We start from the raw sequence: 26,248 nt of genomic DNA, 5'->3' as shown, positions 1-26,248 counted from the left end.
CCGCATTGATGCAGATCAATCCCCGGCAGCACAGGTCCGGCAAATCATGGCATGGGGGACAGCATCCAGGCGCGCGGGCGAGATTGCTTCGCCGCATTTCTGGCAAATACCATAGCTGCCGTCCGCGATCCGCCCCAGCGCGTCTTGCAGCAATCGCAGCTCGTGCTGGTTGGCGCGGCCAATTCCTTCGAGTACCTCGTCGTCTTCCAGATCAATTGCCTGATCCTCTAGGTGCGCGGGCAGGGGTTGATCCAGATCATCCGAGATCTTTTGCAGATGTGCCGTCAATTCCTTGATGCGGTCGGTGATGTGCTTTTTGCGTTGCGTGATGTCCACGGGGTTGCCTCCTGTCATTGGGTCGGCCCCATTGTGGCGGGATCACGTGCAAGGCGATTGACCTATATCAGTTTCTCCGCTGTGCGTTGCTGCAAACTCTCCCAAACAGATGCTGGAGGATTGCACATGGCCGACACACCCCTTGTTCTGAATTTCACCGCTTTACGGCGTGGTGATGTAGAAACCGTAGGCGGCAAGAACGCCTCATTGGGCGAGATGATCCATGCGTTGGGGCCCAAAGGCATTCTGGTGCCACCGGGGTTTGCAACCACAGCGGATGCGTTTCGGCTATATCTGACAGCCAATGATCTGGATGCGCAGATTGGAGCGGCGCTGGATGCATTGGCAGATGGCAAGGCAACGCTGCAAAGGACAGGGCAGGCGATCCGCGAGATGATACTGAGCGGCGACTGGCCCAAGGATACCGAAGCCGCAATCATCGCCGAATACAGCGCATTGTCAGAGGCCGCAGGCGAGGCAGACATCCCCGTCGCCGTCCGTTCCAGCGCCACAGCAGAAGACCTGCCAGACGCCAGTTTTGCAGGCCAGCAAGAGACGTTTCTGAACGTGATCGGCGAGGCCGCATTGTTAGAGGCATGCCGCAAATGCTATGCCTCACTCTTCACCGACCGGGCCATTTCCTATCGTCAAATTCAGGGGTTTTCGCACCAGCAAGTCGCATTGTCCGTCGGCGTTCAGCAGATGGTGCGCGCTGACACTGGCGGGTCCGGTGTGATGTTTTCTATCGACACCGAATCCGGCTTTCCCGACGCCGTGCTAATCAACGCCGCATGGGGCCTGGGCGAAAACGTCGTTCAGGGGGCGGTGGACCCAGATGAATATGAGGTGTTCAAGCCGTTTCTGGATGATGACACCAAAGTGCCGATCCTCGAAAAAGCCTTGGGCGCCAAAGAGATCAAGATGATCCACGACCGCGACGGCACCCCGCGCAATGTACCGACCTCCAAGGCCGAGCGTGGGGCCTTTGTGCTGAGCGACGCTGAAATCCTGACCCTCTCACGGCAGGCCAAGGTGATCGAGGATCATTACGGCGGCCCGATGGACATGGAATGGGCGCGCGACGGGAAAACCGGTACATTGTATATCGTGCAGGCGCGGCCCGAGACGGTGCAATCGCGCGCTGACGTGGGATCGTTGAAGTCCTACGAGGTTTCTGACCCCGGCGAGGTTCTGGTCACCGGCCTGAGTGTCGGCAACGCCGCCGTTACGGGCCGGATCAGCATCATCGAAAGTGCTGCTGATATTGCGCGCTTCGTGGATGGCTCTGTGTTGGTGACTTCAACGACTGACCCCGATTGGGTGCCCATTATGAAACGGGCGTCTGCGATTGTGACCGATCACGGCGGACGGACATCGCATGCAGCAATTGTCAGCCGCGAGTTAGGCTTGCCCGCGGTCGTGGGCTGCGGGAACGCAACGCATCTGTTGCATGACGGGCAGGATGTGACCGTTTCTTGCGCGGGCGGCGAAGAAGGGGTCGTGACCGAAGGCATTTCTGACATCGTCGTGTCTGAGGAAAAACTCAAGGCGTTGCCAGAGGTCAACACCAAGGTCATGCTGAATCTGGCCAACCCATCTGCCGCTTTGCGCTGGTGGCGGTTGCCGGTGGATGGCGTGGGCCTCGCGCGGATGGAATTCGTAATTAATAATGCGGTGAAGGTGCACCCGATGGCCTTGCTGAATTTTGACAAGGTCAGCGACGCGAACACGCGCGACAAGATCGCCGCGCTCACGGCTGGCTATAACAACAAACCCGACTATTTCGTCGACCACCTCGCGCGCGGCCTGTCACGGATTGCCGCCTTTTGCTATCCTAAGCCCGTCATCGTGCGGATGAGTGACTTCAAAACCAACGAATATGCCGACCTTTTGGGCGGGCGGGATTTCGAACCCCATGAAGAGAACCCGATGATCGGGTTCCGAGGCGCCTCACGCTATTATTCCGATCACTACCGCGATGGTTTTGCGCTGGAATGCCAAGCGATTGCACGGCTGCGCGGCAAGATGGGCTTTGAAAATGTGATCATGATGATCCCCTTTTGCCGGACGCCAGAAGAAGCCGATTTGGTGCTCGCGGTGATGAAGGAAAATGGGCTGGAACGCGGCAAGGATGGGCTGCAAGTCTATGTCATGTGCGAAATTCCGACCAATGTTGTGCGGGCGGCAGAGTTCGCGCAGCGGTTCGACGGGTTTTCCATAGGGTCCAATGACCTGACGCAATTGACGCTTGGGATCGACCGGGATTCAGATGCGCTTGCGGATCTCTTTCGCGAAGACGATGCAGCGGTGCTCTGGATGATCGAAACCGTGATCCGCGAGGCGCATAAGGCAGGTTCAAAGGTCGGGTTCTGCGGGCAAGCGCCCAGCAACGACCCCAGCTATGCGCAAAAGCTTGTGGGGTTCGGGATCGATAGCATTTCAGTGACGCCCGACAGCTTTGTCAACGTGCTGCGGAACGTAGCAAAGGCGGAAGGGGGTTAGCCGCACTTGTGCGGGATAAATCAGCGATGCCCTCAAAATTTCTTGAAAGTCCGCTTGCCTAACGTCGTTCCGAGCACTACCCCCAACATAAGTTATGCATCCAAGCAGAGCGATGGAGTTTTTATGTCTACGATTGCGGCCCGCCGCTAAGGTCCACCTGATTGGACCATTTTGAATCAAAGACCTTCTGCGCGCGATGCCAGAAGACCTTTCGGCTGACCTAAACTCAAGAGACAATCCATTGAATATCTCAAAGCACGAAAAGCGTGTTTTGCACGTTCTTGCACAGGGTGGAGCCATCCACTTTGAATACATGACGAACGGCAAAATGCGCAAAGCCTCCTGCATCACACAAGACGGCCATGTTCTGGCTGACGGCTCGCTGAAGCTCTTCGACCGCCTGAAAAAACGGCGCTTCGTCAAATCCGAAAACGGGCGACCTTATCGGACCACAAGGCGCGATATCCGATCCGTTAATCCCCAATACGACAGTCGATAAGGACATACAGAAAATGACAAACCCAATGATCAAAGCCACCTCAAGCGATGACATTCCAGGGCTCAGAACGGTGCTGGACGGGACAGAGCTTTTCCCAAGTGAAATGCTGGCCGATATGCTGGCCCCCGCGTTGGCGGGTGAGACAGACGCCTTTTGGCTGACCTGCCACCACGACGGTGAGGCCGTTGGCCTGTGCTACACGGTTCCCGAAGACCTTACCGATCGCACCTGGAACATGCTCGCGCTTGCTGTGCGCCCTGACCTGCAAGGCAAACGGATGGGCGCTGCCTTGGTCCAAGCCGCTGAACAGCACCTGAAAGACAAGGCGCAGCGTATCTTGATCGTAGATACGTCCGGGACCGATGACTTCGCTCTGACGCGCAAGTTCTATGCTCAAAACGGCTATGAAGAAGAAGCGCGTATCCGTGACTTCTGGGCGGAGGGTGATGACAAAGTGATCTTCCGCAAGGCCCTTTAATACACGAAAGCCCTCCGCCATTCATTTGGCGGAGGGCTCCTTTATAGATATTCATGCAGTTTGGGCTAACACCAGCCATTTCGCGCAAGGCGCATCTAAGCCGACTTGGGCTGTAACCAACTGCCCGACCACTTTGCTAAATCCTCTCCACCTTGCATTCCCCGAACCGCACCTCTGCGTCGCTTTGCTGACAAAGCGCGGTGCCTTCGGTTTCCACGGTCGCGCTGGCTGCTGCGACGCCTCTCTGCAGCGCCTCGCTTGGGCTGGAGCGACGAGCCAGCGCCAAAGTTGCGGCTCCGACGAAAGCGTCGCCCGCCCCGATCTTGCTGCGTTCCTGCACCGACGGCGGGTGGCAAATGAACCTGTCATGATTGGACACCATCACCGACCCATCGGCCCCATGTCCGGTGATCACGTGATCGGCCACACCCCGCGCGACCAGTTCTGCGGCATAATCAACGCTGTCAGAAAGCGCCGGCATGGCATGACCCGCAGCCTGTTCCGCCTCGGCCTGATCGATGCGCAGCAGATGCAGCGGCGTTTGTGGCTGTCTGATCAACAGGTCAAGCGGTTTGCCGGATGTATCGACAATAACCTTGGCAGAAATAGCCGCTACAATCTGGCCCAGAAAATCATCGGGCAGGCCGGGGGCAACGCTACCACTGATCACCAGATAGCCGTCCGGCGGGGCTTGCGCTACGATAGCCGAAAGCAAGGCGTCGGCGTCTGGCGTCGTCATCACATCACCCGGCACGCTGAACCGGAATTGCCCGCCGGTGCTGGCATCGGTCACGGCAAAGCTTTGCCGGGTTTCGCCCGACACCGCCACGGGCAGGGCAGGGACCGCTTCACCCGCCAGCAGTGCCAGCAACCGGTCCCCCATCGCACCGCCCACAGCGACCAGCGCTGTCGCGGCACCGCCCAGTTTGCACACGGCACGCGCCACATTCACGCCGCCACCACCCGGATCAAAGCGCGGCGGTCCACAGCGCAGCTTTGGCCCCGCGATCACCTGCGGTACCGTTGTTGCCACATCGACCGCAGGGTTCAGCGTGACCGTCAGGATATCCGCCTGGGCCACCTTATTTCTTCTGAATCATCGCCAGCCGCAGCACAGCAGCCAAAATCGCCTGACCCAAGACTGGCGCCCGCCCCGCACCGATAACCGCATCACTGTCGCGCCTTTCGTTTTCGCGTAAGGTGCAATGCCAATGGCCATCGCGGTCATTGGCCCGCCCGCGAATATGGATCGACCAATTGGGAAAGGCGTCGTCGGCGATCAGAATAGCCTGATCGCTTGTGCCAATCCGGTCAGCAAGCGGTGTTTCAACATCGGGGCGCAGAAAGCCAAGCGCGTGGATCACACCGTCAAAATCCGCGATGCTCATGTCGCGCGTGGTTTCCAGTTGCTTGATCAGAAGCTCCAGTTCGGGGTCTTTCATGCACGTCACTCCACTTGGGTTTTAAGGGGCAACGCCCCATGATGAACCGAGACCTATACAAACGAACACGGTCAGGTTTTGACATTGATCAATCCCACCAAGGGCCGATCCGTTAAGACTGGGCGCATCACCCCGAAAGAGGAGTTGGCCATGACACGTATGATCCACGTTTTTGAACGCACAACCCATGAGGCCCATGAATGGGTCAATGATTTGGCGGGCCGCACCGGCTGGACCAACGAACGCGAGGTTTTGCGCCTGCTGCGCGTTGTTCTGGGCAAGATCCGTGATCATTTACCCAATGAGGAAATGGCGCAGTTCTCCGCACAGCTTCCCCTGATCCTGCGGGGCATGTTTTACGAAGGCTGGCAGCCCAAATTGACCCCTGTGCATGAACGGCACGCGGCCGCATTTGTCGCGGCGGTTGAAGAAAAGGTCGGCGATGTCATGACCTATCGTGGGGTTACAGACATCAAGGCGGTCTTTAACACGATCAACGCGCATGTCTCGCGCGGTGAGGTTGAAGACGTGCGGGCCTGCCTGCCGCAAGAACTGCGAGATCTATGGCCATCGCCTTAGGGCGCGTTTGCACGGTAAGGGAAATGAGGTGGCGGTAATTGAACTCAGTTCCTCTCCCCGCGGCCACCGATCCTATATCTCCGACGTCTGTCGTTCCGTATAAGAACCTTCGCCTGCCGTATTTCATATCTATCTCAACACTCTATCGCTCTAAAAAGACTAAAGTGTTGCGACGACCCATTGAATCCTTACCCGCAAAGGGCTCATCTCAACTTTAACTGCCACAATCCGGGATGCGGGGTTACCAATTCCGGCTCGCCTGATCTGTCACCCGCTCCAACACTTCATGGCTGCGCCAATCCACCCGATAAATTTCGTCCTCGATGCGGAAATAGACCCAGCCGTTGCTGACCGTCGGCAACCCGTAATAGCGTGCATTCATCAGCATTGAGTATCGGCCACGTTCCAATATCTCGCCAATCTCGACCGGGCCGGGGGCCGGGGTCAGCGGTTGGGGGATAGCGACGCAGTTCGTGCCAGCCACGGCGATGCGGCATTGCGCTTGTGCAACTGTGGGCAGGGCGGTGGCGATGATCGCGGCGCAAAGAAGTGGGCGGAGCATGGCAGCATTCCTGATAAACAAGGCGCCACTTTAGCTGATTCCACCCTCAGGCGGCAAGATCGACCCAAACGGGCACATGATCAGAGGGTTTTTCACGACCGCGTACCTCGCTTTCAATCCAGCAGTTGTTCAAAAGGTCAGCGCATTGCGGGGTCAGCAGGAAGTGGTCGATGCGGATGCCGTCGTTCTTATCCCAAGCGCCGGCCTGATAGTCCCAGAACGAATAATGGCCGGCACCAGCCTCGCGCGCACGGAAGGCTTCGGTAAAACCAAGGTTGAGGATACGGCGATAAGCATCGCGGCTGTCTTGGCGAAACAGCGCGTCATCGCGCCATACATCAGGGCGTGCTGCATCCTCGGCCTGCGGAATAATATTATAATCCCCGCACATTAGCGCCACTTCTTCATGTGCCATTAGGTGCTTCGCGCGGGCATGCAACCGTTCCATCCAGCGGAGTTTATAGTCATACTTCGGCCCCGGCGCGGGGTTGCCATTGGGCAGGTACAGACCGCAGATGCGGACCGCCTTTTCACCAACGACCGTCGCTTCAATATAGCGGGCCTCTTCGTCATCGACACCTTCGCGCCCGGCCCCTTCGGCGCCGGGTAGGCCGCGGGTGACGTCCTCCAGCGGCAATTTCGATAGCAGGGCCACGCCGTTAAATCCCTTTTGGCCATGGGTTTCGACATTATAGCCTTTGTCCTCGAACACCTCGCGGGGGAAGCCTTCATCGACGGATTTGATTTCTTGTAAGACAGCGACATCCGGCTGCGCCTCGTCAATCCAGTCGGTCAGCGCACCGATACGGGCTTTGACGCCATTGATGTTGAATGTCGCGATTTTCATATGCGCTGTCCCCGTCTGGTTCTCGATCAATGTTTTGAGCGAGGGTGGACGGAAAGGCAACTGTTGCGTCCCGAATGTGCGACGAAAGTGCCAGTGAGGCGCTCGGTTCCAGGCTATATTGTATAACAGTTGTCAGCCATTCAATGTCAGCTGTGCGGACGAAGCTGCCGTTCATTGCGTAGAGCTCACGGTTTAGCGAGCATTGGCACAATGCGACCCCACTGCGTTTCTTGAGGCTGCCCTGAAGGCACAAATCCTAGCTTTTTATAAACTGCAATCGCCCGGTTGTTGTCAGGGTGAGGGTCGGTAGCTATCACGGGTGCGCCATTTTCAAAGAGAACCTTCATCCTCGCGCCGATGAATGCAGTGCCATGTCCAATGCCGATCATTTTGGGGTCGCCGATGTATTGATCGATTCCGCGCGCGCCCTTCGGAAGTTGCGCAAAGTGATGATCATCCCAGCCGTGCACAGTGTAATCCTGCATGAAGGCAAATGGACTTTCCTGCATGGACACGATCCAACGCGACACGCGAGGATCGGCTAGCGCCTTATGATCGTACGGATCGTCTGAATCCCACCATTCGCGGACATGTGGCCGCGCCTGCCACTCCAACAGCAAAGGCAGATCGTCCATCTTCACTCTGCGGAAATCGTATTCTCTGTCTGCCATCATTCCGGTAGCTTAGCATATCACCGATTGGTGAGTATGGGCTCAAGCCAGACATGCGCTGAAAGCACCCAAGTATCGCCTCAGACATTACATCGAAAACGATGTCCCACACCCACAAGAAGACGTCGCATTCGGGTTATTGATCACGAACCGTGCTCCGATCAGCTCTTCGCTGAAATCGATCACTGCGTCGGCCAGAAACGGCAGTGAAACGCTGTCGATTACGACCTTTTCGCCTTGCTCGGAGAGCACCAGATCATCATCCCTTGCTTCATCGAGGTCAATTTCATACTGAAACCCCGAACAACCGCCACCTTCGACGGCGACGCGCAAGGCCTTGCCTTGGGCCGATGCGCCGATCTCGGCCAGACGCTCAAAGGCGCGGGTCGTAACTTTGGGGGGGACAGTGAACATTTGCAGGCCTATCGGTTCTGTTACAACTGCAATATAGGGGTGACAGGCAAACGCGACAAGACAGGCAATCACGATGGCAGCGTCCTATGCGACCGATCCGGCAAATCCGCGCGGGCGGCTTTATCCAGAGGAAGAAAGCACCTTTCGCTCGCCCTTTCAGCGCGACCGGGATCGGATTATTCATGCATCGGCCTTTCGGCGGCTTAAGCATAAGACCCAAGTTTTTATTGAACATGAGGGCGATTATTTTCGTACCCGACTGACCCATTCGATTGAAGTCGCGCAGGTGGCGCGCACCGTGGCGGCGGCATTGGAGTTAAACGTGGAACTGACCGAGGCGGTGGCACTGGCCCATGATCTGGGCCACACGCCATTCGGGCATACAGGTGAGGAGGCGCTGGACGCGCTCATGCAACCCTATGGCGGTTTCGACCACAACGCCCAAGCCCTTCATATCGTGACGAATTTAGAGCGGCACTATGCCGAATGGGACGGGCTGAACCTGACGTGGGAGAGCCTTGAAGGGATCGCTAAACACAATGGGCCGGTAACGGGTGACGTGCCCTATGCGTTGGCTGCTTACAATGGGCGCCACGATCTGGAATTGCACACCCATGCGAGTGCAGAGGCGCAGGCAGCGGCTTTGGCTGATGATATTGCGTATAATAATCATGATTTGCATGACGGTCTGCGGGCAGAGCTATTCAGCACGGATGAATTGGCAGAGTTGCCAATCTTGAATGACTGTTTTGCAAGGGTGGACGCGAAATATCCCGATCTTAACTATTACCGCCGCAGGCACGAGGCTTTGCGTCGCTTTTTTGGGGTGTTGGTCGAAGATGTCATTACAGTCAGTCGTCGCAATCTCACTGAATTGGCACCGGCAACGGTACATGACATCCGCCATGCGGGCCGGATGATGGTACAGTTCTCGCCAGAATTATGGAAAGACCTCACGGTGATCCGCAAATTCCTGTTCAAGCGCATGTATCGCGCGCCAGCGGTGGTTGAGATGCGGGTGGTCGTGACCCAAATGATCAACGACCTCTTCCCGTTTTTCATGGAAAACACGGGTGAACTGCCCAAACAATGGCGCAAGGATGTGGCCGAAGCGCCCGACAAGACGGCGCTCGCACGGATCGTGGCCGATTACATCGCTGGGATGACCGACCGCTTTGCCATTCAGGAACACAAGCGCTTGATCGGGGGTGAGGATATTCCCGCGGGTGTGATCGACGGCAATTGAAGGTAAGAACTTCTTTGGGAAGAAGTGAGGCAAATCCTTCGAAGGATTTGTGGCCAGACTTTTGTCAAAAGTCTGCTTGCTCTGTGGGGCACGGGTGGTAAACCCCAAACAAACAACGTTTTTGGAATAACAATGAACCTTTTCGCCGATATTCGCGCTCTTGTGCTGGATTGCCTCGACCAACTGGTCGTTGAAGGCAAGCTGCCCGCTGGCCTTGCCACCGCTGCTGTCTCGGTTGAGCCGCCGCGCGATGCCAGCCACGGTGATATGGCGACGAATGCCGCGATGGTGCTGGCGAAACCTGCCAAGATGAACCCACGGGTGATTGCCGATGCGTTGGCGGCCAAGCTGCTGGCTGATCCACGGGTGGCTGTGGCCGATGTCGCGGGGCCCGGTTTCCTGAACATGCGGCTCGACCCGCAGGTCTGGCAGGGTGTAGTGAAAGCCGCCTTGTCTGATCCAACTTACGGTCAATCCAGCTTGGGGCAGGGCCAAAAGATGATGGTCGAATATGTCTCGGCCAACCCAACGGGTCCTTTGCACGTGGGCCATACGCGGGGCGCTGTATTCGGTGACGCACTGGCGCGGCTGCTGGATTACGCAGGCTTCGACGTGACCAAAGAATACTACATCAACGACGGTGGTGCGCAGGTCGATGTGCTCGCGCGGTCAGTGTACCTGCGGTACTTAGAGGCGCACGGCCAAGAGGTGGCGTTTCCCGACGGGACCTATCCGGGTGACTACCTGAAACCTGTGGGCGAAGCGTTGAAAGCCAAGGTGGGCGATGCGTTTGTCGACAAGGGCGAGCAGTTCTGGCTGGAAGAGATCCGGGAATTCGCAACAGAAGCGATGATGGACCTGATCCGCGCCGATCTGGCCCAGTTGGGCGTCGTCATGGACAACTTCTTTAGCGAAAAATCGCTCTACGGGACTGGCTTGATTGAGAAAGCCATTGCCGAGCTGGACGATAAAGGCCTGATCTATCGGGGCACCTTAGAGCCACCGAAAGGCAAAATGCCCGAGGATTGGGAGCCGCGGGAGCAGACGCTTTTTAAGTCCACCGAACACGGTGACGACGTCGATCGGCCGGTGCAGAAATCCGACGGGTCATGGACCTATTTCGCACCCGACATCGCATACCACTATGACAAGGTGCAGCGGGGCTTCGACCAGCTGATCGATGTTTTCGGTGCCGACCACGGTGGCTATGTCAAACGGATGAAGGCGGCTGTCTCGGCGCTGTCGGACGGGCAGGTGCCGCTGGATGTGAAGCTGACGCAGTTGGTCAAGCTCTACAAAAATGGCGAACCGTTCAAGATGTCCAAACGGGCAGGGACCTTTGTGACCTTGCGCGATGTGATTGATCAGGTTGGTGCAAACGTGACCCGGTTCCATATGCTGACGCGCAAGAATGACGCGCCGCTGGATTTTGATTTCGATAAAGTGTTGGAGCAGTCCAAGGATAACCCGGTTTTTTACGTGAACTACGCATATGCGCGGGTGAACTCAGCTGTGGGCAAGGCCGCCGCATTTACAGATGTGTCGGACAAAGCGCTGGCGGGTGTTGACCTGTCTGGCCTGACCCATGACGCGGAACTTACACTCATCAAAAAACTTGCTGAATGGCCGCGTCTGGTCGAGATTGCAGCACGGGGGCATGAGCCGCATCGGATCGCGTTTTACCTCTACGATCTGGCCTCTGACTTCCACGCGCTCTATCACCAAGGCAACGCGGATGAGGCGCTTCGCTTTGTCCAGGAAGGTGACTCAGATGCCACACAGGCGAAAATTGCCCTCATTCGGGCTGTGGCGATTGTTATTTTGCACGGTTTAGGTATTCTTGGGGTCACTCCGGCGGAAGAGATGCGCTAACGCACGAACTGCCGGATCGAGCTAAGATGACCCCGACAAAGCCATAAGGCATGGGGCGTGTAAGAGGCGAAGATGGCAGTATACGATGAGGGGTTCGCCCCTGCGGTGGGTGCACCGCGTGTTACCAATTTAGTGAATTATGCAGGTGCCGCCTTGTCGCTGGCACTAATCCTTGGCGTAAGCTTTTGGGGTTACAAGCTGATCGTGCGGGATGTCAGCGGTATCCCAGTGGTTCGCGCCATGGAAGGCGATATGCGGGTGCTGCCGGATAATCCGGGTGGTGGTGTTGCTTCGCATACTGGGCTGTCTGTCAACGAAGTGGCCGCTGTGGGCGAGGCCGGTGGCCCTGAGGATCGGCTGGTTCTGGCCCCGCGCACCTCTGGTCTGGCGCCAGAAGATCTTGACGTGCAACCCAGCGCACAGGCCATTGCAAACGCCGTAGCAGAGGAAACCCCCGCTGATGAGGGGGGCGTCGCGCAAGACGATGTCAACGCGCTTGCAGCACAACTGGCAGCCCTTGCGGAAGCAGCGCCCGAAGAAACAGCAGATGAAGCCGCGGCGGTCATCCCGGCCAGCGTGCCCGGTGTGTCCACATCTTTACGCCCTGTGGTCCGCCCCGCGAACATGCGCATTCCCGCACCTGCCGCTGCAGCGCCGGCCGCTTCTGCTGCGACCACCAGCGAAGTTGCGGTCACTACAACACCTTTCCCGGCAGGCACTAATCTGGTGCAACTGGGTGCTTTCCCAACGCCTGCTTTGGCAGCAGAAGAATGGGACCGCCTGCAAGCCCGTTTTGGCCAATTGATGAACACGCGTGATCGCGTCATTCAGGTCAGCAACCAAAGCAGCGCCACATGGTACAGGTTGCGGGCCAGCGGCTTTGCCGATCGGGCAGAGGCCCGCCGTTTGTGTGCTGCCTTGCAGGCCGAAGGTGCTGATTGCATCGCAGTCGTGGTCAACTAAGTGGCTTTGAATGCGACGATTTTCGGCCCGGAGGGCTTGGAAATCACCGATTGGGAGCGCGGGTTCTTTCGCGAGGTTCAACCGCTTGGCTTTATCGTCTTCGCGCGCAACATTGAAACCCCGCATCAGTTACGCCGCCTGACGCATGACCTGCGGGAAGCCGTGCAACGTGATGCACCGATCCTGATCGATCAGGAAGGTGGCCGTGTGCAACGGATGCGTAGCCCGCACTGGCGCGAATACCTGCCGGCTTTGGACCAGATGGCGCAAGCGAGTGACCCGCTGCGCGCCCATTGGGTCCGCAACAGGCTGATCGCGGCGGAATTGCATGATGTTGGCATTGATGCCAATTGCGCACCATTGGCTGATATCGCCGAGGATGCGACCCATCCGGTGTTGAAGAACCGTCTCTACGGATATGATGTTGAAACGGTGGTCGCTGCGTCAAAAGCATGCGCCGACGCGCATCTTGCGGGCGGGGTTTTACCGGTGCTTAAACATATTCCCGGTTATGGTCGGGCGGCTGTCGATAGCCACCAGGATTTGCCGTGTGTCGACGCGCCGCGCGCTGATCTGGATGTGTGGGACTTTGCCCCTTTTGCGGCACTCACCGACATTCCGATTGGCATGACCGCTCATATCGTCTTTTCGGATATTGATGCCGCGGCACCCGCCACAACATCCGCAAAAATGATGGAAGTGATCCGCAAGGACATTGGTTTCAATGGTCTTTTGATGACAGACGATTTGTCAATGGAGGCGCTTTCCGGCACTGTGGCAGAACGGGCTGAGGCGAGCATCGCGGCAGGTTGCGATATTGTCTTGCACTGTAATGGCGATGCCAAGGAAATGGAGGCGGTTGCCGCCGCCTCGGGCGAAATGACCGCCGCCGCAATAATCCGCGCAAATCGCGCTTTGGCGATGCGAAAAACACCCGCAAATATTGACATCCCGGCGCTGGAAGCGGAACTTGCACGCCACTTAGGCTGAGGGCAGATGCAAGACGACGCGTTTCAAGAAGACACGATGAGTGTCAGCGACCGTGTGGCCGCTGAAGCCTTGATCGTGGATGTTGGGGCCTTTGAAGGGCCGCTGGACCTGTTGCTGACGCTGTCGCGAACGCAGAAAGTGGATTTGCGCCAGATATCTATCCTTGCGCTGGCTGAACAATATCTCGCTTTCGTGGAGCAGGCCAAACGCTTGCGGCTGGAACTCGCGGCAGATTATCTGGTGATGGCGGCATGGCTCGCTTTCCTGAAATCACGGCTGTTGTTGCCGCCAGACCCGTCAGAGGAAGGGCCATCTGGCGAAGAACTCGCCGCGCACCTTGCGTTCCAATTGGAACGGTTGGAGGCGATGCGCAACGCTGCTGCCAAACTGATGGCGCGCGATCAGCTGGGCCGCGACTTCTTTGCGCGCGGCATCACCGAAGATGTCCAACGCGTCCGCCGCGTCACCTATACCGCGACTTTGCTGGATCTCATGCAAGGCTATGCCCGTATCCGCACACGCGATGATTTCCGCCCCTTTGTGATGGACCGTCAGCATGTGATGACGATGGAGCAGGCGCTGGAGCGGATGCGCGGGTTGATTGGCTTTGCAGGTGAGTGGACCGATTTCGCAACCTATCTGCCCGAAGGCTGGGATGTTGATCCACAGCGCCGCCGGTCAACCACCGCCGCCACGTTTGCCGCCTCGCTGGAACTGGCCAAGGAAGGCAAAGTTGAAATCCGGCAGGGCGAAAACTTTGCCCCCATTCAAATCCGCAAGAAAGTGCCCGGTGATGAGTAAGACAGACGCCCCCGCAAACGACAGCCTGTTCGAGGCACCTCCGATGGGCGAACAAGAACGCATGGTCGAAGCAATCCTTTTTGCGACGGCGGACCCTGTGACCGTGACCGAACTGACAGGCCGCATGCCACATGGCTGTGATCCGGCCGAAGCGATTGCGAACCTGCGCAAACGCTACGAAGGGCGGGGGGTCAATGTGGTCAAAGTGGGTGATGCCTGGGCGATCCGTACCGCAGGCGACCTGGGGTTTCTGATGCAGAAAGAGACGGTCGAGACACGCAAGCTAAGCCGTGCCGCGATTGAGACTTTAGCGATTGTAGCCTATCATCAGCCGGTAACACGGGCAGAAATTGAAGAAATCCGCGGTGTGAGCGTTAGCCGCGGTACGGTGGATCAACTGATCGAGTTGGAATGGATACGTTTTGGCCGTCGCAAGATGACACCGGGACGACCTGTCACCTTCGTGGTCACGCAAGGGTTTCTCGACCACTTCGGGCTTGAAAACGCACGTGACCTGCCAGGGTTGAAAGAGCTCCGCTCCGCCGGGCTGCTAGAAAACCGGCCACCACCGGGTGCTGCATTGACCGAGGCCGAAGAAGGCGAAGCCGATGAAGATCAAACCGAGTTGTTTGAAGATTAACCCAAGCGCCTTATCTTAACGGTATTCGCGAGGAGAGATGCAGATGAACATGAACCGACTGATCAATATGGGCATGCGGATGTTAATGCGCAAAGGCGTCTCATTGGCGGCGACCAAGGGCAAACGACCCGAGGATATGACGCCGGAAGAACGCGCGCAGTCCAAGAACGCACAGCAAACGGCCAATAAAGCGCAAAAGGGCATGCGGGCAGCGCGGCGGTTTATGCGGTAGAGGCCGGGCGTTAGATTAACGAGTCGTTCGACGACTGCTGCGTGGACTCAATGATATTGATTAGTAATCCTTGATCTCTTTGTTCGCTTAAAGGTATTCGGCAACCGAATGCTTAAATTTTAAGGGCAGAGTAGCGTGTGGACTGCTGATACGATTGAACAACTTGCTAGTTACGATCTGCGATTGCCGGATGGATTCCTCCTAGCATTGGCACAAATTGAGAATAGCTGGTCTGAATGCTTCACTGAATTGAATGAGCCTGCGTCCGCTGATCCTTTATTTTTCTCTGCTACAGCTGATGGTTTGGGTCTTCCGAGTTTGGGATTTGTGCCATTTTGGCAAGAGAACGCTCATGAAGAAGTGGTCTTGGTTGGCTGCAGGGAGCCCTTCGTCGGTGTTATTGGCGTTCAGGGCGTATTGTTGAACGAATTTGGTGGACTTCTATCACCTACATTCGATGCGTTTTTTGATGGCATCAGAACGTTGGGAAATACTGCACAAGGTACTTTTACCGACATTTGCGATCTGTGTGGTGCGCTGGCCTATAAGGGAATTTTTTCGAGTAAAGTGAGTAGCGAAGTAGGAAGAATAATCGCCAAAGAACGTGATGGATTCGCAAATCAACTTTATGGGGCTATCTCACCCGATCTGGCATTGAATCTACTGCGCTCAGACGACTTTCTTGAGGTGGAAGCTGCATGTTGGCGCCTAGCGGCTCTCGGTTCAATTGAAGCAATTCCTGCTCTCGAAGTTTTGTCAAAAACCACGGTTGAGCGAGGCACAGTTGACCAACATATTCGCGCCGCGAAAAATGCCCTCCACGAACTGAAGAGAAGAAAATACTCATTAAAACAGGGTTAGTCTCAAGTTGTTTGCGCTGGAAGACGCGCGTTGCTATGGGCTCGAAGCGGTTTTCGTTCTCTACCGCTCAAACAGTTTTCTCTTGTTAGCCCTTGCGAGCTTTCCTCACCCTTCACCCCCGAAAATGCTTCGACAGCTTCAACCCTTGTCCTTGGTAATTCGACTTGATCTCGCGCCCATAGAGTGCCGCTGGCATCGCGGCCATGTTCTCATACACCAACCGTCCCACAACTTGCCCATGCTCCAGTACGAAAGGCGCTTCGTGGCAGCGCACCTCTAGCACCCCGCGAGAGCCTGATCCGCCTGCTTCGGCGTAGCCGAAACCCGGATCGAAGAAGCCTGCGTAATGCACCCGGAATTCGCCGACCATCGCCAGATAAGGCGCCATTTCGGCGGCCTGCATGGGGGGGATCACAATCGCTTCGCGGCTGACCAGAATATAGAAGGCACCGGGATCAAGAATGATCCAGCCGTCTTTGGTATGCACCTCTTCCCAGAACTCAGCCGGGTCGTAGTGGTTGAGTTTCGAGAGGTCCACGACGCCGGTATGCGGCTTGGCACGGTAGCCCACCAGCGTGCCTTCAGTGGGCCGAAGATCGACCGAGAAGCCCAAGCCATCCGAGATGACCGGATCACCTGATACGATGGGCGTCTGCGCGTGTAGGGCGCGCAATTCATCGTCTGACATCAAGGTCTTGCCTTGCCGAAAGATGATCTGGTTCAGCATCTGGCCCGGGCTGGCCACGACCGAGAAGGACCGTGGGCAAATCTCAACATACAAAGGCCCGTCATAGCCTTCGGGCACCCGGTCAAATTCCACCCCATGATCGGTGATGATACGCGTCAGCAGATCAAGCCGCCCGATGGATGACTTGGCGCTGGCGGCGGCTGTCATGCCTTGGGGCAGTTTCAGCCGTTCCATCAAGGGCACGACATAGACGCAGCCTTTTTCCAGCACAGCACCGCCGGTCAGATCGACCGCATGCATTTGGAAATCCGCCAGCCGGTCTTTCACCGTCCGCGCGCGCCCGGCAAGGAAGGATGCGCGCACACGGTAGGCGGTGGCCCCCAAGCGTAAATCAAGCGAGGCGGGCTGGATCTGCCCCTCTGCAATCGGGGTTTCGGCGGCAATCCCACCGCTGGCGATCATATCGCGGATTTGATGGTCGGCCAGGACACCTGAACTTGTCATTTGATCCCCCAAGTGGATGTCAAAACGCCCGCCGTGCGACAGCAACGGCGGGCGGTTATGAGTGGTCGGGCTAGCAGGACTCGAACCTGCGACCTTCCGTCCCCCAGACGGACGCGCTACCAGGCTGCGCCATAGCCCGACTGGCAGCGTTCATACCCCAAAACGGTGCAAGGGCAAGCCCGAAAAACATCTGTCAGCCGCGCATCCGTGCGCGCACGGCCTCAAGCCGGGCCACCAGCGGTGCAATCTCGTCGGCGCGGGCTTGCAGTGCCGCAGGATCAACCGGAATGCGCCCGATCAGGCGTGGTGCGGCAGCGGGCAATTCTTTGGGCGGCAAAGGAAGATCGATGGTGAAACCGGGCTGCGTCTTCTTTGCCGGCGTATCCAAAGGAAACAGCTCTTGCTGTGGTTTGGGGGCGATTGGGACAACAGGGGGCTGCGCGACCGCGGGCGTTGGTTTCGCCGGGGCAGGCTCTGGGGCTGCCTTTGACTTTGTCGCGACTGCTTCCGCCGAAGGGGCAGTCATGGACTGACCCAAGGTGGCGACGTATTTGGCGCCTTTTTCGCGCAACAGTTTCTGGGTGCCTTTGATGGTCAGCCCGTCTTCATGCAGCAGTTTTTTTATGCCACCCAGCAAATCCATATCGGTCGGGCGGTAATAGCGCCGTCCACCGGCCCCTTTGACGGGTTTGATCTGGCTGAACTTGCTTTCCCAAAAGCGCAGCACATGGGTGGGGGTATCCAACCACTCAGCCACTTCGCTGATTGTACGAAATGCGTCTTTGGCTTTGGCCATGGCTTAACTTTTGTTCCCTGCCGCGACACGATCTTTCATCAGATGCGAAGGGCGGAAGGTCAGCACGCGGCGGGGATGGATCGGTACCTCTTCGCCCGTTTTAGGGTTGCGGCCAACGCGGGCCGCCTTGTCGCGGACCGAAAAAGTGCCAAAAGAAGAAATTTTGACAGTTTCGCCTGCGACCAAACTGTCGGAGACGTGACCAAGGACACTCTCTACCAAGTCGGCGCTATCGTTGCGAGAAAGGCCGACCTGGCTGTGTACCGCATCTGCCAAATCCATCCGCGTCAAAGTCTTATCGGTCATTGTACACCCTCTTACAAACTATCACCGAGAATAGGCGCGCGGTAAATTCAGAGTCAATAACAACGGGTTGGCAAACGGCGTTAACAGTGCGTTTCCGCGGATTGGATTGCTTTTACCAGCGGATCACCACCGCACCCCAGGCCAAACCACCGCCGATGGCCTCTGTCACAATCAGATCGCCCTGCTTAACTTGGCCATTCGCAACGCCCACAGATAGTGCGAGGGGAATCGATGCAGCCGAGGTATTCCCGTGGTCTTGAACGGTCACAACCACCCGGTCCATGCCAACGCCTAGTTTCTTGGCGGTGGCCTGAATGATGCGGATATTGGCCTGATGGGGGACCACCCAATCAACGTCATCTGCGCCAAGTCCGATTTTCTCCAGCGCTGCATCGGCGGTCTGTGCAAGCTTTTCAACGGCATGGCGGAAGATTTCCTTGCCTTCCATCCGCAGCATGCCGGTGTTCTGGGTCGACACACCACCATCAACATAAAGCAGGTCCCTATATCGCCCGTCTGAATTGAGATCGGTCGAAAGTACACCACGGTCTGCGGTTTTGCCGGTGCCGTCTTCGGCTTCAAGGATCAGCGCACCCGCACCATCACCGAAAAGCACGCAAGTGGACCGGTCGGTCCAATCCATGATCCGGCTGAATGTCTCTGCCCCGATCACAAGCACGCGGTCTGCCTGACCGGACACAATCAATGCGTTGGCATTGGACATCGCATAGACAAAGCCCGCACAAACCGCTTGTACATCAAAAGCATAGCCGGATGTATTGCCTATCGCATGTTGCACCATCGTGGCCGCAGAAGGAAAGGTCAGATCAGCGGTCGAGGTGGCCAAGACGATGGCATCAATATCCTTACCGTCTATGCCTGCCATGGCAAGTGCGGCCTTGGCGGCTTTGGTCGCAAGATCAGAGGTCGTCTCGCCTTCGGCTGCGAAATGGCGGCGTTCAATTCCAGAGCGTGACTTGATCCATTCGTCCGACGTATCAAGCGATTTTTCGAATTCAGCGTTGGGGACTACACGTTCGGGCAGGTAGTGACCAACCCCTTTGACGACTGCGCGACGCATCATGCCTATTTGCCCGTATTTGTATTGAGACCGTCTGTCTCACTTTCTGTTCCGGCATCTTGAGCAAGTGACGCAGCGGAAGCAACCCTTGCAGCCACTTTATCTGAGAATCCACTTTGTGCGAGGCGGTAAGCCAGATGCAGGGCCGCCGCAACACCTGTGGCATCAGCAGAGCCGTGACTTTTGATGACCGTTTGGTTGAGGCCCAGAAATACGCCGCCATTGACCCGGCGCGGATCGATTCGCTTGCGCAAGCGTCCCAGTGACCCACGGGCGAGCAGGGCGCCAAACATGGACAATGGGTTCTTCAATAGCGCCCCGCGCAACAGTTCACTGATCAGCGTGGCCGTGCCTTCGCCGGTTTTCAAAGCGACATTGCCGGTAAAGCCATCCGTCACGATGACGTCCACCTTATCGGATGGCAGATCACCGCCTTCGATAAAACCGACATATTCAAAATCACCAATAATGGCTGCGTTTCCAATAAGTTCATGGGCGACTTTCAACTCTGCCCGGCCTTTGTGCTCTTCCGTTCCGACATTTAGCAGGCCCACACGGGGCTGCGCGATATCAAGGCCATTGCGTGCGTAAGACGCCCCCATGAGCGCATATGTCAGTAAATCATCCTGATCGGCGCGGATGTCAGCGCCTGCGTCCAACATGACATTAAAGCCCGATGGGTTGCGCGATGGCCAAAGGCACGCGATGGCGGGGCGATTGACGCCTTCTGCTTTGCGCAGGCGCAGCATCGACATGGCCATCAGACCGCCGGTGTTGCCGCAGCTGACAGCAACAGCCGCCTGACGTTCGCGCACGGCTTCGATAGCGGACCACATCGAGGTTTTCTTGCCATTGCGAAGCACATGGCTGGGTTTGTCGGTCATCTTCACGACGTCCGATGCGTCGTGGATGGTCACGCGATCTGATATCCGGTGCTTGGCAAGCATTGGTTCCAGCTCGGCTTTGGGGCCATGCAGAATGACGCGCGCTTCTCTTTCATCGCTTAAAAATGCCGAAAGGCCCGCAACAACAGTTGCAGGCCCCTGATCTCCGCCCATGGCGTCAACGGAAAGCACTTTGTTTGCAGCATGTCCCTGCGTCGGAGCAGTGTCCGTCTGGGGTGTTGTCATGCCACCGGTGCCTTTGCGAATTTACGCAGCGTCGTCGTCGAGGTCGATTTCTGTTGTGTCAGCAATCACTTCGCGTGTCGCATAGTGGCCGCAGGATGGGCAAACGTGGTGGGGGCGCTTCAGCTCACCGCAGTTGTCACATTCGTTGGGATTTGCCGCAACGAGACTATCGTGCGCGCGCCGGTTGTTGCGGCGTGATTTGGATACTTTGTTCTGCTGGACAGCCATGTCTCAACCCTATGATATAAAGGGCCGCGGCCCAGATTTCTTTCGTGTCTGCGCGGGTCCTACGCCATTGTGGCAGCCCTGTCGAGACACGATGTAAAAGAGGCCGCGAACATACTGCGATTCCCTCTATGTGCAACCCTTTTTAGCGGCTTTCGCGCAGGCATTTATTTGCCTTTCTTTTCAAGGCTTTCGCGCAGCGCACCCAGACCGGCGAACGGCTTGGCATCATCGTCTGTCATCGGCGTCAGACCGGGTTCGGTGAAAACGGCGTTCGACAGATCAGCGCCTTCACGGCGCGGGTAAGGCGGCAAAGCCAATGACAGGGCCTCGATCATCACTTGTGCCAGATCAAGCGTTTCTGGCAAAGCCTCAACAGTGTCATCCTCTGGCATCTCAACCTCAGAGGCCTCGATTTCGGGCATGTCAGCAGTGTAACTGCGGGTAACAGACTCATCTATGCGGGTTGTCACCGGGTCCAGCGTGACAACACAGTCCTGCACCACGGTCGCGCCTAGATCGCCGGTCAATGTCCAGTCCTGCCGCCCTTGGGGGGCCAAGGATCCTGTGAACCGCAGCTTCTTGATGCCCACAATCTCCAGCTTTGCCGCAATCGCCTTGCGCTCATTGGCTGTGGGTTCCAAGGCGAATGCGGTGGGTTTGCGCGTTGCAAGATCGGCCAAACGCAGATGTGACTTGTGTAAGGTGGCCATGGGTACTTTCGATTCTTGAACAGAGGCGGGGTGTGATGTATCGGGGATAAAAGGCGCGCTGCGTCAAGGCAAGAGGGTGACGCGCATGCGTGCGATGACAGGCAAACTGCACAGGACGATCAAAATCGCGGGGTTTGTCTCTGTGTTGGCGGTGATGGCCGGCTGTACCGAGCTGGACCGGTTTCACGGGTTCATTCCGCCCGAAGAAGAGCTTGCAACGCTCAACGTAGGCTCAACCACTAAGGCGGAGGTGATCACGCTCTTCGGCCCGCCTAAATCTGAACGCGGGCTGCAAAACAACACGGTCTATTATGCCTCTAGCCAGTTTCGCCGCTTTGGCCCCTTCGCGCCAGAAGAGGTGGACCGACAGGTGCTGGCGATCGATTTCGACGCCAACGACCGGCTGCGTAACATTTCGCGCTATACGCTTGAGGATGGGCGGGTCGTCGTGCTGGACCGCCGCGTGACCGAGGATGGGATCAACGATATCACTTTCCTCTCGCAATTGCTGGGATCTTTCGGGCGGATCGATGCGGGGCAGTTCTTGGGTGAACCCTAGGATTGACCCTTATTAGGTGTCTGCGTCTCTTCTTTGGCTGCAACATTATAAGGTGACGGACGGTTACCAACGCAATAGTCGTAGATCGCCATTATTTTGGCGATACGCAGTCCTGCACTGCCAAACTTAATCCTCATCTCCGTACGATTGGATAATACAACGAACGCGCCTTTGATTATGTCTACTAGGAAAAACCTAAGATTGCGCTTCAGGTCTTTCACCAGCATGCGTCGCGCAATTCCTGCGCCCATGTTTATCCGATACAGAAAGTATAAGTTTGTATGCTCCCACTGGGTACGGCGAAAATGATATTTATAAGTGCGACGCTCGCCATGTTTGAGGTCGTATAGAATAGCTTCCGGGACGCTACAGAGCCTCAGCCCTTCGTTCCTAATCCGCATGAAAAAGTCGGTGTCTTCACCGCCGGAAAAATTGAACCGCGGATCAAACCGAAATCCATAATGATCAGATGCAAAGATAGCGCGTCCAATCATGCAATTGCCAGTTTTCAGAATGGTGGGTGCTGTGCCAAGCTTCTTATCGCGTGGCCGAACAGCGCCAAGGTACTCAGAGTAATCTGGCGGCAATTTTTCCTTGTCTTGCCCAAAGAAGGCAAGGCAATCTGGCAGTTCTGATGCGGCCTGTTCAAGCCGTAACAGCCAGTGTTCGTGCACTTGATCATCATCGTCCAACAGACCAAGCCAGTCTGCGCCCATCTTTTCAGCCTCGTCCAGTGAACGGTTACGCCCGCTTACAAGACCAAGCGCCGGTTCATGCACATGATGAATGTCGAACGGAAAGTCCAAAGCGCTCAATTCAGCGCCCAGCTTGGGTTCCTTTTCATTTTCAATAATGAGAACAGAGACGTCATAATAGGCTTCGGTTTCAAGCTTTGAGACTGCTTTTAGAGCTGCCAGGAGTAATTCGCGGCGGTTATGCGTGCAAATCGCGATAACAACCTTTTTGTCAATAAAGGCGTCTTTCAAGAAGTAAGTTGGACGTTTTTTAGGGGGGCTTTTCTTGGAGATGCGCACGTTAGTACCAATCAGACAAACTGAATAAAGTTGTGTTTCCTTAGGTATGCCCGTTAGTGCTTTACAATATTTGCCACATCTATGACCTACATCTCGTCTGGATATAACTGACGGTGTCGCGATGTCTGCGAATGCGCAAGTTAGTGCTTGTTATACTAGCCGGTCACAATCTGCTGTCGGTGCGTACTATTCTGTTTTATAGTCAGTTTCCACACCAGAATTCGATCAATGCGCCGATGATCGGCATCTAAACTCACTCCTCAGGCTCGAACGCCAATGCAACCCCGTTGATGCAGTACCGTAACCCTGTGGGTTGTGGACCGTCGGGGAACACATGCCCCAGATGCGCATCACAGCGGTTACAATGCACCTCGGTCCGTTTCATGAAGAAACTGCGGTCCACGCTTTCGCCGACCATTTCGCCATCAACAGGTTGATAAAACGACGGCCAGCCGGTCCCGCTTTCGAACTTGGCCTCTTGATCGAACAAAGGGGCGTCGCAACAGATGCACATGTAGGTGCCGGGGTCCTTGGGGAAATCTTCATGCGTGCCGGCCCGTTCGGTCCCATGCTTGCGTGTCACCTTATAGGCCATATCTGACAGTTGCGCGCGCCACTCGGCGTCTGATTTCACGATCTTATCCATTGGTTTGGCGGTCCTTTCATCTGTATTGCCAGATAACCTAGGTCTTTGGGCACAGTTCGCCAAGGCATTCACTTGCGCTTATCACGTCACTGTCATAGCCACGCAAGCATGGCTAAAACTCCGCTTCTCCAAGTCTCTGACATTGCGCTGACCTTTGGTGGCGATCCTGTTTTTGAAGACCTGTCTTTGATTGTCCAACCGGGGGATCGTGTCGCCCTCGTCGGCCGCAACGGATCAGGTAAATCAACGTTGATGAAGGTCATGGCGGGACTGGTACTGCCCGACAGCGGCACCCGCGTGGCCGCCCCCGGCGTGCAGGTAGGGTACATGGAGCAAGACCCGACGATGGCCGGTTTCGCCACTTTGGGTGACTATGCGTCCAGCGGGTTAGATATTGATGAGGCCTATAAGGTGGATATGGTCGCCGAAGGTCTGAAATTTGACCCTGCAGGCGATGTGAATACAGCGTCTGGCGGGGAACGCAGGCGCGCGGCATTGGCCAAGCTGATGGCAGAAGCGCCAGAGCTGATGTTGTTGGACGAGCCGACCAACCACTTGGATATCGAGGCGATTGCCTGGCTTGAAAACGAGCTTAAGGCGACCCGCGCAGGATTTGTCCTGATCAGCCACGACCGCGCATTCTTGCGCGCGCTCACCCGCGCAACGCTGTGGATCGACCGGGGACAGGTGCGCCGGGCCGAACAAGGGTTTGAACATTTCGAAGGCTGGCGCGACAAGATCTGGGAAGAAGAAGACCAGCAGCGCCACAAGCTGAACCGCAAGATCAAGGCCGAGGCGCGTTGGGCCGTCGAAGGCATCTCGGCCCGGCGCAAGCGCAACCAAGGCCGTGTGCGTGCCTTGCAGGAATTGCGCGCACAGCGGGCCGCACAAATCACGCGGCAGGGCACAGCGGCGATGGCCTTTGATGGCGGCAGCACTTCTGGCAAAAAGGTGATGGAGGCCTTTGGCCTGACCAAAACCTTTGACGGCAAATCTATTGTCAGGAATTTTGATCTGACCGTGCAACGCGGCGACCGGATCGCCTTTGTTGGTCCCAATGGTGTTGGGAAAACGACGTTGATCAAGATGCTACTGGGGCAGGTGGCCCCTGACGAAGGATCGGTCAAACTGGGTACAAACCTAGATATTGCGGTCTTTGACCAGACCCGCGCGGCGCTGAACGAAGAGATGACCTTGTGGGAAAATCTGGCCAATGACCCTGAACTGGGCGTGTCAGGCAAGTCTGATCAGGTGATGGTGCGGGGCAATCCCAAACATGTTGTGGGCTACCTGAAAGAGTTTCTGTTCAACGAAGCCCAAGCGCGCGCACCGGTCCGGTCATTGTCGGGTGGCGAAAAAGCACGTCTCTTGCTGGCGCGGCTGATGGCGCGGGAAAGCAACTTGTTGGTGCTAGACGAACCAACCAACGATCTGGACATTGAGACGTTGGATCTGTTGCAGGACATCCTTGGCGATTATGATGGTACTGTGCTTCTGGTCAGTCACGATCGTGACTTTCTGGACCGGGTTGCGACCACGACCATCGCGATGGAAGGCAACGGGCAGGCCGTGGTCTATGCCGGTGGCTGGTCGGACTATCGCGCGCAACGGGGCGGCGATTTTGTTGAGGCGAAACAGGCAAGCAAGCCATTGGCCAAGAAGGAAAAACCTGCGGAAAAGAAGGTGGTGACGGGACTATCGTTCACCGAAAAGCACCGATTGGAAGAGTTGCCGGATTTGATTGATACGATCACTGCGGAGATTGCGAAACTCGAAGAGCTACTTGCTGATCCCGAGTTGTTCACTAAGCAACCAGTGAAGTTTCAAAAGGCCACGGAAGCCTTGGTTGCCCGTCAAACCGCGCTATCCGAAGCGGAAGACGAATGGTTAATCCTCGAAGAAAAAGCAGCCGGCTAAGGCATCCGCAGCGCGCCATCCAGACGGATGGTTGTCCCGTTCAGATAGTCGCACTCCACGATAAACCGCGCGAGGGCTGCAAACTCTGCCGGATCACCCAGCCGGGCAGGGTAGGTCACGTCTTGGGCCAATCCATCCATCACCTCTTGGCCCAGACTTTCCAGCATCGGTGTGCGGAAAATCCCTGGCGCAATCGCCATCACGCGTATCCCGTTACGCGCCAGGTCGCGTGCCATGGGCAGCGATAGCCCCGCAATCCCGGCCTTGGAGGCGGCATAGGCTGCCTGACCTTTTTGCCCATCAAAGGCCGCGACCGAGGCGGTGTTGATGATCACACCACCGGGGCCTATGCGTGCCGCTGCCAACCGGGCCACATTAAACGTGCCGTTGAGGTTGATATCGATAGTGCGCGTAAAGCTGTCCTGCCGATGCGGCCCGTCGCGCCCCAGCGTCTTTTCGGCGGTGGCAATGCCTGCGCAGTTGATCGCGACATTGATGGCACCGGCCTGATCAAGACCGGCGGTCACGCTGGTTTCATCCGTCACGTCCACCTGTGCAAATGCCGCACCGATGCGGTTGGCAAAGTCTGCACCTGCGCGATCACGGTCAAAGATCGTGACAGTGGCACCCGCCGCAACAAAGGCCTCTGCCGTCGCGGCACCCAAACCCGAAGCGCCACCGGTGATGATGGCGCTGACATCCTTCATTTGCATC

General features: G+C 56.7%; 31 protein-coding genes and 1 tRNA gene. 14 read left to right on the top strand and 18 right to left on the bottom strand.

Features of this window, described 5'->3' with window-relative positions; translation table 11 throughout:
* Window positions 1–15: 15 nt before the first annotated feature.
* Window positions 16–336 (bottom strand): TraR/DksA family transcriptional regulator, encoded by a 321-nt coding sequence (locus BC777_RS04515; RefSeq protein ID WP_211095324.1) that lies wholly within the window; start codon window positions 334–336, stop codon window positions 16–18.
* Between the two features lie 126 nt (window positions 337–462).
* Here BC777_RS04515 and ppsA point away from each other — a divergent pair, with 126 nt between their 5' ends.
* The 3 genes from ppsA to BC777_RS04500 all read left to right on the top strand — a co-directional run bounded on the left by ppsA (window position 463) and on the right by BC777_RS04500 (window position 3,815).
* Complete coding sequence (ppsA, locus tag BC777_RS04510) at window positions 463–2,838, top strand: phosphoenolpyruvate synthase (protein ID WP_100366932.1); 2,376 nt, start codon at window positions 463–465, stop codon at window positions 2,836–2,838.
* Between the two features lie 196 nt (window positions 2,839–3,034).
* Window positions 3,035–3,337: a YjhX family toxin gene (locus tag BC777_RS04505; protein ID WP_245834153.1), complete on the top strand. Its 303-nt coding sequence runs from the start codon at window positions 3,035–3,037 to the stop codon at window positions 3,335–3,337.
* A 13-nt stretch (window positions 3,338–3,350) separates the two neighbouring features.
* Window positions 3,351–3,815 carry a GNAT family N-acetyltransferase gene (locus BC777_RS04500; protein ID WP_245834151.1) on the top strand — a complete coding sequence of 155 codons (465 nt, stop codon included), beginning with the start codon at window positions 3,351–3,353 and terminating at the stop codon, window positions 3,813–3,815.
* A 136-nt stretch (window positions 3,816–3,951) separates the two neighbouring features.
* Here the strand turns inward: BC777_RS04500 and BC777_RS04495 are convergent, their stop codons facing one another.
* Window positions 3,952–4,896 (bottom strand): 1-phosphofructokinase family hexose kinase, encoded by a 945-nt coding sequence (locus BC777_RS04495; RefSeq protein WP_100366930.1) that lies wholly within the window; start codon window positions 4,894–4,896, stop codon window positions 3,952–3,954.
* Between the two features lies 1 nt (window position 4,897).
* The gene (locus BC777_RS04490; protein WP_100366929.1) at window positions 4,898–5,257 is read right to left on the bottom strand and encodes a hypothetical protein; all 360 of its coding nucleotides are present in this window, start codon (window positions 5,255–5,257) and stop codon (window positions 4,898–4,900) included.
* A gap of 150 nt (window positions 5,258–5,407) precedes the next feature.
* Here BC777_RS04490 and BC777_RS04485 point away from each other — a divergent pair, with 150 nt between their 5' ends.
* Entirely contained in the window at window positions 5,408–5,836 is a 429-nt protein-coding gene (locus tag BC777_RS04485) for a DUF2267 domain-containing protein (RefSeq protein WP_100366928.1), read from the top strand.
* 241 nt (window positions 5,837–6,077) lie between these two features.
* Here BC777_RS04485 and BC777_RS04480 read toward each other — a convergent pair whose 3' ends face one another.
* The 4 genes from BC777_RS04480 to BC777_RS04465 form a co-directional block, all read right to left on the bottom strand.
* Window positions 6,078–6,398, bottom strand: a complete 321-nt coding sequence (locus tag BC777_RS04480; protein ID WP_100366927.1) for a hypothetical protein — start codon at window positions 6,396–6,398, stop codon at window positions 6,078–6,080.
* 46 nt (window positions 6,399–6,444) lie between these two features.
* On the bottom strand, window positions 6,445–7,245 hold the full coding sequence (gene xth / locus BC777_RS04475) for an exodeoxyribonuclease III (RefSeq protein ID WP_100366926.1): 801 nt from the start codon (window positions 7,243–7,245) through the stop codon (window positions 6,445–6,447).
* A 185-nt stretch (window positions 7,246–7,430) separates the two neighbouring features.
* Complete coding sequence (locus BC777_RS04470; RefSeq protein ID WP_211095354.1) at window positions 7,431–7,916, bottom strand: GNAT family N-acetyltransferase; 486 nt, start codon at window positions 7,914–7,916, stop codon at window positions 7,431–7,433.
* Window positions 7,917–8,003: 87 nt separating this feature from the next.
* Entirely contained in the window at window positions 8,004–8,330 is a 327-nt protein-coding gene (locus BC777_RS04465; protein ID WP_100367998.1) for a HesB/IscA family protein, read from the bottom strand.
* Between the two features lie 73 nt (window positions 8,331–8,403).
* Here BC777_RS04465 and BC777_RS04460 point away from each other — a divergent pair, with 73 nt between their 5' ends.
* From BC777_RS04460 to BC777_RS04425, 8 genes are all read left to right on the top strand, one after another.
* On the top strand, window positions 8,404–9,576 hold the full coding sequence (locus tag BC777_RS04460; RefSeq protein WP_100366925.1) for a deoxyguanosinetriphosphate triphosphohydrolase: 1,173 nt from the start codon (window positions 8,404–8,406) through the stop codon (window positions 9,574–9,576).
* A 132-nt stretch (window positions 9,577–9,708) separates the two neighbouring features.
* The gene (gene argS / locus BC777_RS04455) at window positions 9,709–11,448 is read left to right on the top strand and encodes an arginine--tRNA ligase (RefSeq protein ID WP_100366924.1); all 1,740 of its coding nucleotides are present in this window, start codon (window positions 9,709–9,711) and stop codon (window positions 11,446–11,448) included.
* A 72-nt stretch (window positions 11,449–11,520) separates the two neighbouring features.
* Window positions 11,521–12,411 (top strand): SPOR domain-containing protein, encoded by an 891-nt coding sequence (locus tag BC777_RS04450; protein ID WP_100366923.1) that lies wholly within the window; start codon window positions 11,521–11,523, stop codon window positions 12,409–12,411.
* Window positions 12,412–13,401 (top strand): glycoside hydrolase family 3 N-terminal domain-containing protein, encoded by a 990-nt coding sequence (locus BC777_RS04445; RefSeq protein WP_168769073.1) that lies wholly within the window; start codon window positions 12,412–12,414, stop codon window positions 13,399–13,401.
* 6 nt (window positions 13,402–13,407) lie between these two features.
* A complete protein-coding gene (locus BC777_RS04440) occupies window positions 13,408–14,202 on the top strand; it encodes a segregation and condensation protein A (RefSeq protein WP_100366922.1) in 795 nt (264 codons plus the stop codon).
* Window positions 14,195–14,842, top strand: coding sequence for an SMC-Scp complex subunit ScpB (gene scpB / locus BC777_RS04435; RefSeq protein ID WP_100366921.1), 648 nt, complete (start codon window positions 14,195–14,197; stop codon window positions 14,840–14,842). The genes BC777_RS04440 and scpB overlap by 8 nt, the downstream gene beginning before the upstream one ends.
* Window positions 14,843–14,885: 43 nt before the next feature.
* On the top strand, window positions 14,886–15,074 hold the full coding sequence (locus tag BC777_RS04430; protein ID WP_100366920.1) for a hypothetical protein: 189 nt from the start codon (window positions 14,886–14,888) through the stop codon (window positions 15,072–15,074).
* Window positions 15,075–15,209: 135 nt separating this feature from the next.
* A complete protein-coding gene (locus BC777_RS04425) occupies window positions 15,210–15,935 on the top strand; it encodes a hypothetical protein (protein WP_100366919.1) in 726 nt (241 codons plus the stop codon).
* Between the two features lie 112 nt (window positions 15,936–16,047).
* Here the strand turns inward: BC777_RS04425 and BC777_RS04420 are convergent, their stop codons facing one another.
* The 8 genes from BC777_RS04420 to BC777_RS04385 form a co-directional block, all read right to left on the bottom strand.
* Entirely contained in the window at window positions 16,048–17,127 is a 1,080-nt protein-coding gene (locus BC777_RS04420) for a 2'-deoxycytidine 5'-triphosphate deaminase (protein WP_100366918.1), read from the bottom strand.
* A gap of 62 nt (window positions 17,128–17,189) precedes the next feature.
* Window positions 17,190–17,266 (bottom strand) — tRNA-Pro (locus tag BC777_RS04415).
* Window positions 17,267–17,320: 54 nt separating this feature from the next.
* Window positions 17,321–17,923: a MerR family transcriptional regulator gene (locus BC777_RS04410; RefSeq protein WP_100366917.1), complete on the bottom strand. Its 603-nt coding sequence runs from the start codon at window positions 17,921–17,923 to the stop codon at window positions 17,321–17,323.
* A gap of 3 nt (window positions 17,924–17,926) precedes the next feature.
* The gene (ihfA, locus tag BC777_RS04405; RefSeq protein ID WP_100366916.1) at window positions 17,927–18,229 is read right to left on the bottom strand and encodes an integration host factor subunit alpha; all 303 of its coding nucleotides are present in this window, start codon (window positions 18,227–18,229) and stop codon (window positions 17,927–17,929) included.
* A 112-nt stretch (window positions 18,230–18,341) separates the two neighbouring features.
* Window positions 18,342–19,313, bottom strand: coding sequence for a beta-ketoacyl-ACP synthase III (locus BC777_RS04400; protein ID WP_100366915.1), 972 nt, complete (start codon window positions 19,311–19,313; stop codon window positions 18,342–18,344).
* A gap of 2 nt (window positions 19,314–19,315) precedes the next feature.
* Complete coding sequence (gene plsX, locus BC777_RS04395; RefSeq protein WP_100366914.1) at window positions 19,316–20,440, bottom strand: phosphate acyltransferase PlsX; 1,125 nt, start codon at window positions 20,438–20,440, stop codon at window positions 19,316–19,318.
* A 21-nt stretch (window positions 20,441–20,461) separates the two neighbouring features.
* Window positions 20,462–20,668, bottom strand: a complete 207-nt coding sequence (gene rpmF, locus BC777_RS04390) for a 50S ribosomal protein L32 (protein WP_008236104.1) — start codon at window positions 20,666–20,668, stop codon at window positions 20,462–20,464.
* 164 nt (window positions 20,669–20,832) lie between these two features.
* Window positions 20,833–21,378: a YceD family protein gene (locus tag BC777_RS04385; protein ID WP_100366913.1), complete on the bottom strand. Its 546-nt coding sequence runs from the start codon at window positions 21,376–21,378 to the stop codon at window positions 20,833–20,835.
* Window positions 21,379–21,463: 85 nt separating this feature from the next.
* On the opposite strand from BC777_RS04385, the gene BC777_RS04380 reads away from it, so the two are divergent.
* Entirely contained in the window at window positions 21,464–21,937 is a 474-nt protein-coding gene (locus BC777_RS04380) for an outer membrane protein assembly factor BamE (RefSeq protein WP_100366912.1), read from the top strand.
* Here the strand turns inward: BC777_RS04380 and BC777_RS04375 are convergent.
* Together BC777_RS04375 and msrB are read right to left on the bottom strand one after the other, a co-directional pair.
* On the bottom strand, window positions 21,934–22,971 hold the full coding sequence (locus tag BC777_RS04375) for a glycosyltransferase family 2 protein (protein ID WP_168769072.1): 1,038 nt from the start codon (window positions 22,969–22,971) through the stop codon (window positions 21,934–21,936). The two genes, BC777_RS04380 and BC777_RS04375, sit on opposite strands and share 4 nt — an antisense overlap.
* Window positions 22,972–23,224: 253 nt before the next feature.
* Window positions 23,225–23,617 carry a peptide-methionine (R)-S-oxide reductase MsrB gene (gene msrB, locus BC777_RS04370; protein ID WP_100366910.1) on the bottom strand — a complete coding sequence of 131 codons (393 nt, stop codon included), beginning with the start codon at window positions 23,615–23,617 and terminating at the stop codon, window positions 23,225–23,227.
* A 108-nt stretch (window positions 23,618–23,725) separates the two neighbouring features.
* On the opposite strand from msrB, the gene BC777_RS04365 reads away from it, so the two are divergent.
* On the top strand, window positions 23,726–25,534 hold the full coding sequence (locus BC777_RS04365) for an ABC-F family ATP-binding cassette domain-containing protein (protein WP_100366909.1): 1,809 nt from the start codon (window positions 23,726–23,728) through the stop codon (window positions 25,532–25,534).
* Here BC777_RS04365 and BC777_RS04360 read toward each other — a convergent pair.
* Window positions 25,531–26,247, bottom strand: a complete 717-nt coding sequence (locus BC777_RS04360; RefSeq protein WP_100366908.1) for an SDR family NAD(P)-dependent oxidoreductase — start codon at window positions 26,245–26,247, stop codon at window positions 25,531–25,533. The two genes, BC777_RS04365 and BC777_RS04360, sit on opposite strands and share 4 nt — an antisense overlap.
* Window position 26,248 lies beyond the last annotated feature (1 nt).

Source organism: Yoonia maricola (assembly GCF_002797915.1).
Lineage (GTDB): Bacteria > Pseudomonadota > Alphaproteobacteria > Rhodobacterales > Rhodobacteraceae > Yoonia > Yoonia maricola.
This window is presented reverse-complemented; position numbering and strand designations above follow the sequence as displayed.

Coding starts and splice junctions, on each gene's coding strand:
- scpB (WP_100366921.1), top strand. CDS start 14,195: ATGAGTAAGACAGACGCCCCCGCAAACGACAGCCTGTTCGAGGCACCT.
- BC777_RS04505 (WP_245834153.1), top strand. CDS start 3,035: ATGCCAGAAGACCTTTCGGCTGACCTAAACTCAAGAGACAATCCATTG.
- BC777_RS04440 (WP_100366922.1), top strand. CDS start 13,408: ATGCAAGACGACGCGTTTCAAGAAGACACGATGAGTGTCAGCGACCGT.
- BC777_RS04465 (WP_100367998.1), bottom strand. CDS start 8,330: ATGTTCACTGTCCCCCCCAAAGTTACGACCCGCGCCTTTGAGCGTCTG.
- BC777_RS04385 (WP_100366913.1), bottom strand. CDS start 21,378: ATGGCCACCTTACACAAGTCACATCTGCGTTTGGCCGATCTTGCAACG.
- xth (WP_100366926.1), bottom strand. CDS start 7,245: ATGAAAATCGCGACATTCAACATCAATGGCGTCAAAGCCCGTATCGGT.
- BC777_RS04480 (WP_100366927.1), bottom strand. CDS start 6,398: ATGCTCCGCCCACTTCTTTGCGCCGCGATCATCGCCACCGCCCTGCCC.
- plsX (WP_100366914.1), bottom strand. CDS start 20,440: ATGACAACACCCCAGACGGACACTGCTCCGACGCAGGGACATGCTGCA.
- BC777_RS04420 (WP_100366918.1), bottom strand. CDS start 17,127: ATGACAAGTTCAGGTGTCCTGGCCGACCATCAAATCCGCGATATGATC.
- ppsA (WP_100366932.1), top strand. CDS start 463: ATGGCCGACACACCCCTTGTTCTGAATTTCACCGCTTTACGGCGTGGT.
- BC777_RS04365 (WP_100366909.1), top strand. CDS start 23,726: ATGGCTAAAACTCCGCTTCTCCAAGTCTCTGACATTGCGCTGACCTTT.
- msrB (WP_100366910.1), bottom strand. CDS start 23,617: ATGGATAAGATCGTGAAATCAGACGCCGAGTGGCGCGCGCAACTGTCA.
- BC777_RS04500 (WP_245834151.1), top strand. CDS start 3,351: ATGACAAACCCAATGATCAAAGCCACCTCAAGCGATGACATTCCAGGG.
- BC777_RS04460 (WP_100366925.1), top strand. CDS start 8,404: ATGGCAGCGTCCTATGCGACCGATCCGGCAAATCCGCGCGGGCGGCTT.
- BC777_RS04400 (WP_100366915.1), bottom strand. CDS start 19,313: ATGATGCGTCGCGCAGTCGTCAAAGGGGTTGGTCACTACCTGCCCGAA.
- BC777_RS04410 (WP_100366917.1), bottom strand. CDS start 17,923: ATGGCCAAAGCCAAAGACGCATTTCGTACAATCAGCGAAGTGGCTGAG.
- BC777_RS04470 (WP_211095354.1), bottom strand. CDS start 7,916: ATGGCAGACAGAGAATACGATTTCCGCAGAGTGAAGATGGACGATCTG.
- BC777_RS04485 (WP_100366928.1), top strand. CDS start 5,408: ATGACACGTATGATCCACGTTTTTGAACGCACAACCCATGAGGCCCAT.
- ihfA (WP_100366916.1), bottom strand. CDS start 18,229: ATGACCGATAAGACTTTGACGCGGATGGATTTGGCAGATGCGGTACAC.
- rpmF (WP_008236104.1), bottom strand. CDS start 20,668: ATGGCTGTCCAGCAGAACAAAGTATCCAAATCACGCCGCAACAACCGG.
- BC777_RS04490 (WP_100366929.1), bottom strand. CDS start 5,257: ATGAAAGACCCCGAACTGGAGCTTCTGATCAAGCAACTGGAAACCACG.
- BC777_RS04360 (WP_100366908.1), bottom strand. CDS start 26,247: ATGCAAATGAAGGATGTCAGCGCCATCATCACCGGTGGCGCTTCGGGT.
- BC777_RS04450 (WP_100366923.1), top strand. CDS start 11,521: ATGGCAGTATACGATGAGGGGTTCGCCCCTGCGGTGGGTGCACCGCGT.
- BC777_RS04380 (WP_100366912.1), top strand. CDS start 21,464: ATGCGTGCGATGACAGGCAAACTGCACAGGACGATCAAAATCGCGGGG.
- argS (WP_100366924.1), top strand. CDS start 9,709: ATGAACCTTTTCGCCGATATTCGCGCTCTTGTGCTGGATTGCCTCGAC.
- BC777_RS04430 (WP_100366920.1), top strand. CDS start 14,886: ATGAACATGAACCGACTGATCAATATGGGCATGCGGATGTTAATGCGC.